Consider the following 13,596-nt stretch of genomic DNA (forward strand, 5'->3'; position numbering starts at 1 on the left):
CTGCCCTCCTCGATCCCACGCCGCCTCAGCTCTCCGCGTCCTCGTCGGCCCCGGACCGCGTCGTGGGGCCGGTGTCCGGGTGCTCGGCGGGCCGGGTGGTCCGCGTCGTCCGCTTGGTGGTCTTGCCCGCCCGGGCGGGCTGCGCCGCCCCGCGGGTGCGGGCGGGCGCCTTCGGTGTGGCCTTGGTGACGGCCTTCCCGGGCCGTTTCGCGGCCCGGCCGGCGCCGGCGGGCTCGGTTGCCCCGGCGGTGCCGGTCTTCCCCGCGCCGGCCCCGGTCTCCGCCGCGCCGGGCTCGTCCCCGCCGGTCGACGGCTCGTCGGCACGTGACGGTCCCGGCGGTACGGGCGCGCCCGGCGCCCCGAAGGGCAGCACCCGTACCTCGGGCCGCTCGACGGGCTTCGCCGGCACGGGCGTCTCGCGGCCGTCAATGAGGACGAGGGACGCCTGGTAGACCACGGACAGCGCGTACGGGGTCTGGTAGAGCATCCCCCACAGCTTCGACGTCTCGTCGACGTCCATCGCCGTCGGGGTGAACCGCACCCGCTGGGCCGCCTCGGCGAGGTCGCTGCCCGCCAAGTACGGCTTCTCCCCGGCGAGTTCGATGACGTCCTTCGGCAGCACCGGGATCTCGTGCAGGGTGCGCACCACCGAGCCGATGAGCCGCTGCCCGACCAGCTCGGTCTCGTCGCCGTACGCGCTGATCACGTAGTGCAGGTCGAGTGCGGCCACGGCGCGGCGCACCAGGGTGCCGTCCGGGGCGCGGGTCGGCAGGTCGTCGTTGCGCCGTGAGACGTTGGGCGTGACCTGGTAGAGGAAGACGGAGATGGTGGGGTCCGTCGGCGGGTCGGCGGGCGGCTTGCGCGGCTCCACCTTGACGGCCATGTCGATCTCCGGCCGCAGGTGGGACTCGATCAGCAGGGCGAGGGCCTGGCTGACATGGGCGATGACGAGTGCGTTGCTCATGGCGTCAGTTCCTCGGTTCCTCTCGTCGTGCCGGTGCTGCCGCGGTCACTGCCGGCGTGGTTCACTCGCGCCCCCGGGCCAGGTAGTCGGCCAGGCTGAGGGCGGCGCCCGGCCGCTCGGCCGACCGGGCGGCGGACGGGGCCCGGCCACCGGACGGCGCCTGGCCGGCCGTGACCTCCAGTCGCCCGATCTGCACCTGGACCACCTGCTCGGGCGCCCGTGCGGGGCGGCGGGCGGCGGCCATGCGTACGGCGTCCCGGGCCGCCGTCGTGTCCGCGGGGCTGGGGTGCGCTGTCGCGGACACGACGGCGGTGGGATCGGCGTCCCGGCCCGGGAGGGTGGGCGGGGACGCCGCGGCCCGGTCCGCGCGGGGTTCCGGGCGCCCCGGCCCGGGGGTGCGCGGTCCGGGCCGGGGCATCGGGAGCGGGCCCGGCGCGGGAGGTGCGACGGGACGCAGCAGGGGGGCCTCGACCGGGGCGGCCGGAGCCGGCCGGGCCGCCGGTGCGGCGGGTGCCTGCCGGGTGTGCACGACGGTGCGCTCCCGTTCCGTGTACCGCGGGCCCACGGTGCCGGCCGGGCCGGGCGCGTCCTGGTCCGCCGCGGCAGCCGGCACCGTGAAGGGCCAGGTGGCCGGGTCAGCGGTGCCGGGGTCCGGGGTGCGGGCCCGTACCGCCTCGACGCGCTCGAACGGGCCGGGCAGCCGGGGCCGTACCCGGGACGCGGCCGGTCGCGGGGCGGTGTGCCGGGCGATCAGCCGGTCGAGGAAGTCGGGCTCCGCCGGGGGCGCCTCGGGGGTGGAGTCAGACATCCGCACACAGCTCCAGGTAGTAGCGGCGGCGCAAGGGGCTGAGCGCCAGGATCTCCGGCTCGCTCCAGCCGTAGGCGGTGGCGAGCAGGTGGACGTCGAGGAGCAGGTCCCGTGCCCAGGAGTCCAGTTCGGTCCACAGGTAGGAGGCGATGTCCAGTTCGGCGCGGGTGGCGGCGCCGCACTCGGGGCAGCGGACGTCGAGCGTCAGGTCGGCGGCCGGATCGGCGGTTTCGACGGTCTCGGCGAGGCGTCGTTGCACGTGGGTCGGCAGGGCGCCGGCGGGCGCCGGTGCCCCGTCCCGCACCGCCGAGACCAGGCACCGGGCGAGCAGTGCCGCGCGGGGGTCGGCGGACCGGGCCGCCGCGGTCAGGTCGGCCGGGCCGGGCAGCCGGAACTCGATCTCCCAGCCGTCCTCGGCGAGCCGGACGACCGGCTCCCGCGGCCCGGTCGCCGACCGGGCGAACCGGCCCGCGTCCAGTTCGAACTCCATGTCCTGGCCGCAGGTCCGGCAGTCCATCCGGACCTGCATCCGCTCCCCGAACAGGGCCCGGCGCAGCGCGAACAGGTCGGCCTCGCGTTCGCCGACCGGCAGCGCCACGAGCGTCCCCGGGTCGCTGTCCGGGCGTGCCGTGCGGTGCAGCAGCAGGGCACGCCCGGCGGGCGCCTCGGCGAGCCCCGCCTCCCAGGTGTCCAGCAGTCCGGCCGTCCCGGTGATAGCCATGTCTCCCCCGCGTTCCTCGACCGGTCCGGGTTCAGGCCGGGTTGAGGAAGGACGGTTCCTCGGGCTCGGGCACCTCGTAATCCCGCTCCCAGCCCTCGCACTCCAGCTTCAGGCTCTGGATCGCCACCGCGTTGGCGTTGGCGTCCAGTTCGCCGAGCACCTGGTACTCGCTGGGCCAGGCCCGGTAGAGCTTGTGCGACACGGCGACCTGGCCGGCCTCGTTGAGGACCTGGATGACGATGTCCTTGCGGAAGTCGGCGAGGGACACCTCGGAGCCGAGCCCGGCGCCGACCTGCCAGACCTTGTTGGCCCAGCGGTCGAACTCGGGGTCGTGGGTGACCCCGCGTTCCAGCGTGATGCCCTCGAACTCGGAGCGGCCGGGCGACTTGCGCGGGGAGGAGGGGTCGCCGCCGTGCCGGTGCTTGACGACCTCCGTGGTCCGCTTGAGCGGACTGATCTTGCTGATGCCGGCGACCGTACGACCGTCCCACAGGACCAGGAACTTGAAGTTCTTGTAGGGGTCGAAACGATGGGCGTTGACGGTGAACTCTGCCATCGGATTCCTTCAGCTCTCCACGTCTTTGGGGTTCCCGTGGGCCTACAGCTCGAACTGCCCGGACGTCTGCTGGATTTTGACGATCACGAACTCCGCCGGACGTACGGGCGCGATGCCGACCAGGACGTTGACGATGCCGTTCGCGACGTCCTCGTCGGTGGTGGTGTCGCTGTCGCACTTGACGAAGTAGGCCTCGCGCGGGGTGCCGCCCTTGAAGGCGCCCTGCCGGAACAGCGTGTGCAGGAACGAGGAGGCGCTGAGCCGGATCTGCTGCCACAGGTTCTCGTCATTGGGCTCGAACACCACCCATTGCAGGCCGCGTTGCAGGCTCTCCTCGACGTGCAGGGCGAGCCGGCGGACGGGGACGTACTTCCACTCGCTGTCGAGTGCGTCGGAGCCCTCCAGGGTACGGGCGCCCCACACCGTCGGACCGGTCAGCGGGAAGGTGCGCAGGCAGTTGACGCCGAGCGGGTTGAGGAGTCCGCTCTCGCGGTCGGTGAGGCTGACGGCGAGGGAGTGCACGCCGGCCAGCCGGGCCTCGGTGCCGGCCGGGGCCTTCCACACGCCGCGTTCGGAGTCGGTGCGCGCGATGACGCCAGCGACCGCGCCGGACGGCGGGAAGGCGCGCAGCCGCCCGGTGAGCGGGTCGGTGAGCTGGAGGTGCGGGAAGTAGAGGGCGGCGTGGTTGCCGCGTACGGCGTCGAAGGCGGCGACTCCGGCGCGTGCCGCCTCCACGCTGACCCAGGCGCCGGGCGCGTCGACGAGCAGGAACATCCGCCGTTCCTGGCACAGCCGCTGGGCGGCGGAGACGACGGTGACGGCGTCCTCGGTGTTCTCGTACGCCGCGAGTTCGGGCAGGACGAGCAGGTTGACGTCGGCGACGTCGCGCAGCGCCTGGATGCCGGTCTTGTCGGCCTCGGAGCCGATGAGGTCGCGCGGTCCGGGGGCCTCGCCGTCCTCACCGCCGGCCAGCGGGAACACCGGCGGGTTGACGGAGGCTTCCAGGCCGAGGTCGTTGGCGCACTCGCCGAGGAAGCGGACGACGTCCTCGGGATCGGTAGAGCCCGCGACCACCTGGACGCGGCGGCCGAAGGGGGTGACCTCGGCGCCCGCGAAGGTGTGCTTGCCGGGGGCGTCGGGCAGGGCGCGCAGCTTGCGCTCCAGGAGCAGGGCGAGACCGGTCACGGAGGACGGGGCCTCACCGTCGGAGTCGGGGTCGTGGAGGGTGAACTCGCGCTCCACGTCGCCGATCTTGACGGTGAGGCCGACGGCCAGGTCGGGCAGGTCGTGCCCGAAGGGCTTGGAGACGGTCCCGGACGGGTCGGGGCGGCCCTCGCCGACGGCCTCGACGCGGATCAGCCGGGAGCCGGCGCCCACGACGGTCTGCACGAAGCTGCCGCCCGCCGGGTCCATGGACAGGCCGGTGAAGCTCTCCCTGGCCTCGCCCCTGGCGTCGTAGACGCGCAGGTTGAAGGTGTCGTCGGGGCAGGGCGTGTCGTGGTCGACGGCGACCCGCAGGCCGTTGCCCCAGCTGCCGGGCTCCTTGGCGTGCACGTCGAGGACCTTGGTCTCGCTGCGGCCCTCGGTGGACTTGAGGGTGACGCAGGCGGCCTTGCCGCTGCGCGCCTTGGTGACCCGCACGACGACGGCGACCGTGCCGCCGTTGCCGAAGAACTGGTGGACCGCGTAGCCGACGGCGCTGCGTGCGCTCAGTCCGCCGAAGCGGCGCTCGAACTCCGCGAAGCTGGTGACGCGTACCGGCTCGTTCAGCGGACCGCGCCGGGTGTGGCCCACGAAAGCGGTCACCGACGTGGTCAGGGTCGAGATGGTGCGGGTGCTGCTGGGAAGTTCTTCGACGTAGACGCCGGGATACGTCGGCTTGGCGGCGTTCACCGCGCTCATCGGCTCCCCCTCCTATCCCTGTCTCGGGCACCGGGCATAGGCACCAAGAGGCAGAGAGCGGAGGGACATGTTCGGATGGTGCGCCTGTCGAGCCGCGCGCCGAGCGCGACGGCAGCCGAGCGCACCGCATCAAGTTCCCCCGTCAGCGCCCGGACGGTTCGGTTGTCCGGGCCAAGCAGCACAGCTTGTGACTCCTGATGCTCAGGTGCTCGAACCACCTTGGTTCGTGTGCAGTTGACTGAACAAGGCGTCTTCTGGCCACCTGGCGAAAAGGTTTCGTGAAGGTCAAGTTCCCGGTACCACCACATCACTTCCGCGCGCCACCGACAGACAGTCCACAGCTTCTGCACAGCCGGGGTCCTTGCTTCACTCGATCGAGTCATAGCGACGCCACTGGCCTCGGGACGGTAAGCGATTGCTCCGTGGCCGGATCCACCAGGTGCCCGGTCGAAACCGGGTCCCGCGGACGCCGGGGGCGTTGTCAGTGGCCCGCCCCAGAGTTCCCGTCACTTGATCAATGCGGTGCGGGAGGCACATATGGGGTGGGTGACGGCCGGCGACTACGAGGTCGCCCTCGACGGCGGGAAGGTGGTGTGCCGCAACGCGGCCGGACGGCGGCTGAAGTCGGTTCCGGCCAAGCTCGCGGACGATCCCGCGGTCGCCGGGCTGCGGCAGCTCGCCGAATGGCTGGAGCGGCACGAACAGCGCTGCCTGGCCGACGTGGAGCGGTGGATGGTGCGCTCGCCGCCGGTGCCGCTCGCCGTCGTCACCGGGGTGTGGGCGGACCCGGCCTGGCGGTCCACGCTGCGTGACATGGTCGTCACCGGGGCCGACGGCGAGGTCGCGGGCTTCCTCAGGGACGCAGACGCCGAACACGGGCTCGGCCTCGTCGACCTCGACGGGACACCGTGCGCATCGCCCCGGAACTGGTCCGCGTCCCGCACCCCGTGTTCCTCGACGACCTGGAGGAGCTGCGGGAGTTCGCCGTCGAACTCGGTGTCGAGCAGCGCGTCGGACAGCGCTTCCGTGAGGTGTGGCACCGCCCGGCGGCACCGGGCACCGAGGGCACCGAGGGCACCGAGGGCACCGAGGGCACCGAGGGCACCGAGGGCACCGAGGGCACCGAGGGCACCGAGGGCACCGAGGGCACCGAGATCGTGGAGTACGCGGGCGGCTCGTTCAAGGAACTGCGCTTCCTGCACGGCCGGGCCGCCCAGCTCCGCTACCGGGTGCGCGGCGGGCACGCCGTCTGCTCCGTGCTGGAAGGGGGCCGCGGCACCGAGGCCCGCGTCTGGGCCGGCGACTACGACGGCTACGAGGAGGCCGAGACCGGCCCCCTGCTGTGGACCGATCCCGCCGGACGGGTGCTGAAGCTCGGTCCGGTGGGTCCGGTCGCCTGGTCGGAGGGCATGCGGATGGCCGCCGCGCTGTACGCGGGGCGCGACCTGGAGGACGAGGAGCGGGCCGCATGACGCACACGGAGTACGACGACACGACCACGGCCGCGCTGCTGGAAGCCGGCGCCGTGCTGCCGCCGGGCAGCACGGCGCGCGAGGACGCCGACGTCCTCACCGTGCGCTCCTACGGGCATCCCGCCCTCGGCGAGCGGCGGGTGGTCCGGCTGGTGCCCGGCACCCTCGGCGAGGCCGAGGACCGCGCCCTGGAGTTCCTGGGCCTGTGCGCGACCCGCGGACGCCCGAAGTGGGCCAGGTGCGGCGGGAGACGCTGGGCTTCCCCGCCTGGGCGCTGGTCAACGACCCGGCTAACGGGCACCACGCGCCGGCCCTGGTCAAGGACGTGGAGCGGCTCGCCCGCCAGGCGGGTTCCCGGCCGGGCGCCGCCAAAGAGGACTTCGAGGCGCTGGGCGAACGGCTCGGCCGGACCGTGCCGCACTTCCTGCCCACCTTCGCTGCGGATCGTCGCCCGGCTCGCCCCGCCCGCCCATCCCCCTGCCCTGCTGCTCGCGACCGGTCATCCGGCGGAGCCCGGCGCGCATCTGGACCTGGGCTTCGACCGGTTGCTGCGCGCGGATCTGCCCATCGGCCGGCCACCGGCGGCCGGGGCGGTTCCCGAGCCGGTGCCCGAGGAGGCTCCGCCGTACCTGTTGCGCCGCCGGATCCACCAGTCGGCGGCCGGCGGCCGACGTGTTCTCGCCTTCTCCGCCGGTGACACGGCGGACCGCCGGCGGCTGCGCGGGCACGGCCTCGCCACGGCCGCCGATCCCCTCGACGCCCTGCACTCGGCCGCGGCGGACCGCTCCCGCGATCCCTTCGGCCGTCTCCGGCCGGTCGACCGGGAAAGGTTCGCCCGTTGCTGGCTGGCTGCCGCCCGGTACCTGGTGGAGGCCGACCGTGCGCTGTGCGCCGCGGCCAGGGGCGCGGGGCACCGCTCCCCCGCACCGGCGGCCCGGGGCGGTGCCGGTGCGGGGCCGGGGTGAACCGGTCGGCGCTCGCTGCGGGGCCGTCAGGAGTGGTCGGCGCAGCAGGGTGTGGGGTTGGGCACCTCGAAGGGGGCGAGTGTCCCGCCCGCGGCCGGGACCAGGGCGAGGGTCAGCCGGCCGTCCCGCCACTCGGGCCGTACGTGGTCCTGGGTCACCACCGGTGTCCGGGGATCCGGCTCGGCGGCGAAGGGCGCGCCGACCACGACGACCCGTTCGATGGCCGAGATGGCCAGCAGGTCGGCCAGGGTGACGGTGCCGGTGAGGCGGTCCGCGCCGGGATAGAGCACGGCCCGCCCGCCGCTGCGGCGGACGTGTTCGGCCACGGCCGGTTCCGCCGTGCGGGCGGCCGGTGCCGGACCGTGCGTGCGGTCGCCGAGCACGGCGCCCAGGCCCGGCTCCGGGTCGGCGGGGCCGGTCAGTCGCTGCCACACCGCACGGGCCGCCGCCTCGTCGGGCAGGGCGAACGAGACGGTGGTGCCCCGCCGGTCGGCGGTGCGGACCAGATGGGTGCAGGCGATGGTGCCGTCCGGCAGCCCGAGTCCGTCCGCCAGCCGGTGGACGAGGTGATCCGCCTCGCGCAGGCTGACCGTGCCGGCGTCCACCCCGATGACGGAGCGGACGCCGGGCACGTGGTGCGGTGCCGTCATGCGGGCAGGACCCACATCGGGTTGGAGTAGAACCAGAGGTCCTTCCACGGGTCGGCGTCACCGAGGACGTCCATGGCCGGACCCGCCGGGTCCACGGCGGCGCCGTTCAGGCCGACGGCGGAGCGGTTGCCGTCGGTGCCGCGCAGCCGCACGTACACCGGCTTGTCCACCCGGCCGAGGGAGTAGGTCAGCCGGACGGAACCGGTCGACTTGTTCACCTCGAAGGACTTCACGACCTTGGTGTTCGGGGTGGCGAAGGCGTCCTTGTCCGCGACCCGTCCGGTGACGTCGCCCTGGATGACGTCCACCCGGGCCAGCGTGGGCACGAACTGGGACCAGTTGGGGCCGCCCGCCAGGCTGATCTCGATGACCAGGTCGACCTGGTTGCCCCGGCGCACGTACAGGGAGTCGCCGAGCGTGACCGACTTGGACCCGGAGCGCAGCTGCGCGTTCAGGCCGCTGATCAGGCCGCCGTGGTCGACCCAGACGCGGCCGGCCCGGATGCCGTCCATGACCGCCTGGTAGGAGAAGGAGGAGGCACCGACGTGGGTGCGGGAGTACTGGCCCGGCCAGTAGTCGCCGTCCGTCAGGTTCAGACCGCCGCCGTAGACCGGGTCCTCGTAGCGGCCGTTGGCCTCGAAGTTGCTGTTCGGGCCGCGCACGGCGCTGTCGGCGTACACATTGTGGGAGTCGGAGTTGGCGGTGATCCACCAGGGCTTGCCCTCGGCGAGCAGGCTGTCCCACAGGCCGCCGACGGTGGCGGTCATCCAGTCGAAGCCGCCCCAGGTGCGGTAGCTCTCCAGCGGGTAGCCGGCGAACGAGTCGGCGCCAGGGCTGCCGTCGTAGTAGCCACGGCCGCCGCCCGGACCCTGCGGCTTCGGCAGACCGGCGGCCTGGTGGCCGGGGGCGCCCTCCATGCCGACGGCGATGGCGGGCGCGGCGTCGCGCCAGCCGCGGATCTCGTGCGGGGAGTCGATGCCCTTGCGGGCCGGGTGGTTGGCCAGGAAGAGGGCGTCCTTGACCTTGCGGCGGCGCACCTGGTCGGCGAGGAAGTTGATGCCCGCGATGGCCAGCGCCTCGTTGGCCGGGGTGTTCGCGGTGGCCTTCTTGACCGAGCCGTCGAAGGAGTTCTCGAACTCCTTCAGCACGGCGACCTCGTTCTTGCCCGGGTGGACGAAGACCGTGCCGTGCTCGGCGGCGGGGATGTTCCACTCCAGGCCCTGGAAGACCAGGGTGTCTTCGATCTTGTCGCGGGCCGCGACGATGTCGGGGTTGACCTTCTCCACACCGATCTTGGCGTGCGTCTCGCTGCCGTGGTCGGTGATCACCATCCAGTCCAGGCCGTGCGCGTTGCCCTGGCGGACGTGGTCGATGACGCGGTACTTGGCGTCGTTGCTGTGCTGGGTGTGGATGTGGTGGTCGCCGGCGAGCCACAGGTAGCCGCCCGAACGGGAGTCGTGCGACGCGTTGGCCGTCGTGGCCGGGGACGCGGCCGCCTGGCCCGCGCCGCCGAGGACACTGCCGGCCGCCAGGCCGGCGCCGAGCAGTCCGGTGCGGCGGAGCATGGAGCGCCGGGACAGCTGGCTGGGCGTCAACTCCGCGTCGGGCACCGACAGGTCGAGCGCGGGCGGCAGGGACGTGGACTCGTCGCCCCCGTGGTGATGGTGGTGGTGACCGTGGTCGTGTCTGTGGCCGTGGCCCATTTCAACTCCCGCTGACAACAGGGACATGCACGCTTGGGACGTGTGGAGTCTGCAAAGCTCTGGTAAACGGCGGGAATCAAGGCAATGGTGTGGCAAAGAAGGCCGGATGTGCAGCGGGCGTCGACGCCCGCCCGGAGCTGCGCCGACGCCTCCCGCACCGGCGGGTCCGCCCGATCCCGCACTACAGGCCCGCACCGCCGGCCGGCCGACCGGCCGCCCTCACATCGTTTTCGGCCATCGGCATCACCGGCCGGGCCGTGCACGGACCGTCCGGTACGGCGCGGGAGCGGAGTCAGCCCGAGACGATCCCGACGACCAGGTTGATCACGGTGGCCAGGATGCTGGTGCCGAAGACGTACGACAGCAGGCAGTGCCGCAGCGCCACCGCACGGATCGTCGAACTCGACACGCTGGTGTCGGAGACCTGGTAGGTCATGCCGAGGTTGTAGCTGAAGTACAGGAAGTCCCGGTACGCCGGCGGCTCGTCCGAGTTGAAGTCGATGCCGCCGGACGCCGTGCAGTAGAGGTAGGCGTAGCGCGTCGCGTACATCAGGTGCAGGGCCGCCCAGGCCATGAAGACCCCGCCGAGCGCGGCGACCGCGGCGGCATGGCCGTCGGCCGACTTGCCGAACGACAGCAGCAGCACGATGCCGAGCAGCCCGCACAGGGCGGCCACGACCACGACGAGTTCCTCCAGGACCGGACGGAAGTCCTCGCGACGGATGTTGCGGTGGGTCTCCTCGGCGTCCAGGGGCCACAGCACGATCCAGCCCACCACCACGAAGAACGTCTCCGCCGCCGCGATGCCGGCGAGAAGCCCGAGGGGCAGGTCGGTCGGCAGCCCGACGGCCACGCCGACGACCGCGCCGCCGGCCGTCGATCCGAACAGCCGGGAGACCGCCGAGAGCGGCAACCGTGCACCCATGGGCCGCAACAGTAGCGGCCGGGGCTCCGCCACGAGGGCAGCCACGGCCGTGCGGTGGGAGGCACACCGGGGTACGGACGGACGCCGTCCGGTGCTCGTCGGGCGGCGGCACGGGCCGGTCCGCCATCCGAATGCCGGACGCGACCGGACGCGACCGTGGCCCGCCCCGTAGGCTGGCCGGTGCAGCTGGTTCGCCCCCGTCAGCCGGACGGGACGCGTCGTAAGAGGGAACCCGGTGGAAATCCGGGACTGCCCCGCAGCGGTGAGCGGGAACGACCGCCGTCATACGCACTGGGCCCGATGTACCGGGCCTGGGAAGCGACGGCCAGTAGGAGTCTCGTACGGCTCTGTGCTTCGTACGGACGAGACGTGCCCGCGAGTCCGAAGACCTGCCCGCTGCCCGCGCGCGAACCACTCGTGCGCGGACATCCCGGTGACCCCGAGGGCGGGTCGGGGACACCTCCGGACACCGTCCGGGGAGTGAGGCCAGGCGGACGAACACACGCTGCCACGCGTGATCGTGCCGTCCGGTCCGGCACCCCTTCGCGCCCCCGTCCCGTCGCCGGGACCTCAGGGAATCGTCTCGCGAAGGAGATCTCCGTGACCACCGAGCCCACAGCCGGGGCCGCACGCGCCACCGTGTACGGCTACCCGCGTCAGGGACAGCACCGGGAACTGAAGAAGGCCGTCGAGGGCTACTGGGCGGGCCGCGTCGGCGCCGACGCGCTCCGCGCCACCGCCGCCGGACTGCGCCGGGCCACCTGGCGGCAGCTCGCCGAGGCCGGCATCGACGAAGTGCCCACCGGTGACTTCTCGTACTACGACCACGTCCTCGACACCACGGTCATGGTCGGCGCGGTCCCGGACCGCCACCGGGCCGCCGTCGCGGCGGACGCGTTGGACGGCTACTTCGCCATGGCCAGGGGCACCCAGGGCCTGGCGCCGCTGGAGATGACCAAGTGGTTCGACACCAACTACCACTATCTCGTGCCGGAGTTGGGCCCGGACACGGTGTTCGCGGCGGACTCGGCCAAGCAGGTCGCGGAGCTGACGGAGGCCCTCGCCCTGGGCCTCGCGGCCCGGCCGGTGCTGGTCGGCCCCGTCACCTACCTGCTGCTCGCCAAGCCCGCGCCGGGGGTCGCGGCGGACTTCGATCCGCTGACCCTCCTCGACCGGCTGCTGCCGGTGTACGCGGAGGTCCTGGCCGACCTGCGCGCGGCCGGCGCCGAGTGGGTGCAGCTCGACGAGCCCGCGCTCGTCCAGGACCGCACGCCGGCCGAACTCGGCGCCGTCGCACGCGCCTACCGTGCCCTCGGCGGTCGCGCCGACCGGCCGAAGCTGCTGGTCGCCTCTTACTTCGACCGGCTCGGCGAGGCCCTGCCCGTGCTGGCCGACGCGCCGGTCGACGGGCTCGCGCTGGATTTCACCGGGCGCGGGGCCGCCCAGCTCGACGCGCTGGCCGCGGTCGGCGGACTGCCCGGCAGGCGCCTGGTCGCCGGCGTCGTCGACGGCCGCAACATCTGGGTCAACGACCTGGCGGCGTCCCTCGCCACGCTCGGCACGCTGCTCGGTCTGGCCGACCGGGTCGATGTGGCGGCCTCCTGCTCCCTGCTGCACGTCCCGCTCGACGCGTCGGTCGAGCGGGACATCGAACCGCAGCTCCTGCGCTGGCTGGCCTTCGCCCGTCAGAAGACCACGGAGGTGGTGACGCTGGCCCGCGGCCTGGCCCACGGCACGGCGGCCATCAGCGCCGAACTGGCCGCCAACCGCGCCGACCTGGCCTCCCGGGCGGCCTCGCCGCTCACCCGTGACCCGGCCGTGCGCGCCCGCGCGGCGGCGGTCACCGGGGCCGACGCCCGCCGTGACCAGCCGTATCCGGTGCGGGCGGCGGCCCAGCGCGCCCGCCTCGGCCTGCCGTTGCTGCCGACCACCACCATCGGCTCCTTCCCGCAGACCGCCGACCTGCGCACCGCCCGCGCCGACCTGCGGACCGGCCGGATCGACAGCGCCGGCTACGAGGAGCGGATCAAGGCCGAGATCCGGGAGGTGATCGCCTTCCAGGAGAAGACCGGCCTGGACGTCCTCGTCCACGGCGAGGCCGAACGCGACGACATGGTCCAGTACTTCGCCGAACGGCTCACCGGGTATCTCGCCACCCGGCACGGGTGGGTCCAGTCCTACGGCACCCGCTACGTCCGCCCGCCGATCCTGGCCGGCGACATCTCCCGCCCGGACCCCATGACCGTGCGCTGGACCGCCTACGCGCAGTCCCTGACCGACCGCCCCGTCAAGGGCATGCTCACCGGCCCGGTCACCATGCTCGCCTGGTCCTTCGTCCGTGACGACCAGCCGCTCGCCGACACCGGCCGGCAGGTCGCCCTCGCCCTACGCGACGAGGTCGGCGACCTGGAGACGGCCGGTACCCCGGTGATCCAGGTCGACGAGCCCGCCCTGCGCGAGACCCTGCCGCTGCGGGCCGCCGACCGGGCCGCCTATCTGGACTGGGCGACCGAGGCGTTCCGGCTCACCACCGGCGGGGTGGGCCCGGACACCCAGGTCCACACCCACATGTGCTACGCCGAGTTCGGTGACATCGTGCAGGCCATCGACGACCTCGACGCCGACGTGATCAGCCTGGAGGCGGCCCGCTCGCGCATGCAGGTCGCGCGTGAGCTGGCCGCCCACGGCTACCCGCGCGAGGCCGGACCCGGTGTGTACGACATCCACTCCCCACGCGTCCCGAGCGCCGAGGAGACCGCCGAGCTCCTGCGCACCGGCCTGCGGGCGATCCCCGCCGAGCGGCTGTGGGTCAATCCCGACTGCGGCCTGAAGACCCGCGGCTGGCCGGAGGCCCGCGCCTCGTTGGAGAACCTGGTCGCCGCCGCCCGCGCCGTCCGGGGTGAGCCGGCCACGTCCTGACCGGTGGCGCC

9 protein-coding genes, 2 pseudogenes and 1 riboswitch are annotated in these 13,596 nt (G+C 73.5%); of the genes and pseudogenes, 3 read left to right on the forward strand and 8 right to left on the reverse strand.

What is annotated here, in order from left to right:
* Positions 1-25: 25 nt before the first annotated feature.
* From ACFY2B_RS07115 to ACFY2B_RS07135, 5 genes are all read right to left on the reverse strand, one after another.
* Positions 26-964, reverse strand: a complete 939-nt coding sequence (locus ACFY2B_RS07115; RefSeq protein WP_390762136.1) for a DUF4255 domain-containing protein — start codon at positions 962-964, stop codon at positions 26-28.
* 61 nt (positions 965-1,025) lie between these two features.
* The gene (locus tag ACFY2B_RS07120) at positions 1,026-1,772 is read right to left on the reverse strand and encodes a hypothetical protein (RefSeq protein ID WP_390762137.1); all 747 of its coding nucleotides are present in this window, start codon (positions 1,770-1,772) and stop codon (positions 1,026-1,028) included.
* Positions 1,765-2,493: a hypothetical protein gene (locus ACFY2B_RS07125; protein WP_390762138.1), complete on the reverse strand. Its 729-nt coding sequence runs from the start codon at positions 2,491-2,493 to the stop codon at positions 1,765-1,767. Before ACFY2B_RS07125 ends, ACFY2B_RS07120 begins: the two co-directional genes overlap by 8 nt.
* 31 nt (positions 2,494-2,524) lie before the next feature.
* Positions 2,525-3,049 carry a phage tail protein gene (locus ACFY2B_RS07130; protein WP_376526980.1) on the reverse strand — a complete coding sequence of 175 codons (525 nt, stop codon included), beginning with the start codon at positions 3,047-3,049 and terminating at the stop codon, positions 2,525-2,527.
* 42 nt (positions 3,050-3,091) lie between these two features.
* A complete protein-coding gene (locus ACFY2B_RS07135) occupies positions 3,092-4,951 on the reverse strand; it encodes a phage tail sheath family protein (protein ID WP_390762139.1) in 1,860 nt (619 codons plus the stop codon).
* A 537-nt stretch (positions 4,952-5,488) separates the two neighbouring features.
* Between ACFY2B_RS07135 and ACFY2B_RS07140 the strand changes: the two are divergent.
* Positions 5,489-6,423, forward strand: a pseudogene (locus ACFY2B_RS07140) (DUF4132 domain-containing protein).
* Positions 6,420-6,859: pseudogene (locus ACFY2B_RS07145) on the forward strand (hypothetical protein); the annotation flags it as partial. The pseudogenes ACFY2B_RS07140 and ACFY2B_RS07145, both read left to right, overlap by 4 nt.
* Before the next feature lie 555 nt (positions 6,860-7,414).
* On the opposite strand, the gene ACFY2B_RS07150 reads toward ACFY2B_RS07145, so the two are convergent.
* The 3 genes from ACFY2B_RS07150 to ACFY2B_RS07160 all read right to left on the reverse strand — a co-directional run bounded on the left by ACFY2B_RS07150 (position 7,415) and on the right by ACFY2B_RS07160 (position 10,666).
* Positions 7,415-8,038 carry a hypothetical protein gene (locus ACFY2B_RS07150; protein ID WP_390762140.1) on the reverse strand — a complete coding sequence of 208 codons (624 nt, stop codon included), beginning with the start codon at positions 8,036-8,038 and terminating at the stop codon, positions 7,415-7,417.
* Positions 8,035-9,741, reverse strand: coding sequence for a histidinol-phosphatase (locus ACFY2B_RS07155; RefSeq protein WP_390762141.1), 1,707 nt, complete (start codon positions 9,739-9,741; stop codon positions 8,035-8,037). The genes ACFY2B_RS07150 and ACFY2B_RS07155 overlap by 4 nt, the downstream gene beginning before the upstream one ends.
* Positions 9,742-10,033: 292 nt before the next feature.
* Positions 10,034-10,666 carry a DUF1345 domain-containing protein gene (locus ACFY2B_RS07160; RefSeq protein WP_390762142.1) on the reverse strand — a complete coding sequence of 211 codons (633 nt, stop codon included), beginning with the start codon at positions 10,664-10,666 and terminating at the stop codon, positions 10,034-10,036.
* 221 nt (positions 10,667-10,887) lie between these two features.
* A riboswitch (cobalamin riboswitch) is annotated at positions 10,888-11,057 on the forward strand.
* A 209-nt stretch (positions 11,058-11,266) separates the two neighbouring features.
* Between ACFY2B_RS07160 and metE the strand changes: the two genes are divergently transcribed.
* Positions 11,267-13,585 (forward strand): 5-methyltetrahydropteroyltriglutamate--homocysteine S-methyltransferase, encoded by a 2,319-nt coding sequence (gene metE / locus ACFY2B_RS07165; RefSeq protein WP_390762143.1) that lies wholly within the window; start codon positions 11,267-11,269, stop codon positions 13,583-13,585.
* Positions 13,586-13,596: the final 11 nt, after the last annotated feature.

The sequence above is a fragment of the Streptomyces sp. NPDC001270 genome (assembly GCF_042896695.1).
GTDB lineage: Bacteria > Actinomycetota > Actinomycetes > Streptomycetales > Streptomycetaceae > Streptomyces.

What these genes read in the sequence shown, in the direction of transcription:
- ACFY2B_RS07115 (WP_390762136.1), bottom strand. Translation starts at nt 964, where the DNA reads ATGAGCAACGCACTCGTCATCGCCCATGTCAGCCAGGCCCTCGCCCTG.
- ACFY2B_RS07120 (WP_390762137.1), bottom strand. Translation starts at nt 1,772, where the DNA reads ATGTCTGACTCCACCCCCGAGGCGCCCCCGGCGGAGCCCGACTTCCTC.
- ACFY2B_RS07125 (WP_390762138.1), bottom strand. Translation starts at nt 2,493, where the DNA reads ATGGCTATCACCGGGACGGCCGGACTGCTGGACACCTGGGAGGCGGGG.
- ACFY2B_RS07130 (WP_376526980.1), bottom strand. Translation starts at nt 3,049, where the DNA reads ATGGCAGAGTTCACCGTCAACGCCCATCGTTTCGACCCCTACAAGAAC.
- ACFY2B_RS07135 (WP_390762139.1), bottom strand. Translation starts at nt 4,951, where the DNA reads ATGAGCGCGGTGAACGCCGCCAAGCCGACGTATCCCGGCGTCTACGTC.
- ACFY2B_RS07150 (WP_390762140.1), bottom strand. Translation starts at nt 8,038, where the DNA reads ATGACGGCACCGCACCACGTGCCCGGCGTCCGCTCCGTCATCGGGGTG.
- ACFY2B_RS07155 (WP_390762141.1), bottom strand. Translation starts at nt 9,741, where the DNA reads ATGGGCCACGGCCACAGACACGACCACGGTCACCACCACCATCACCAC.
- ACFY2B_RS07160 (WP_390762142.1), bottom strand. Translation starts at nt 10,666, where the DNA reads ATGGGTGCACGGTTGCCGCTCTCGGCGGTCTCCCGGCTGTTCGGATCG.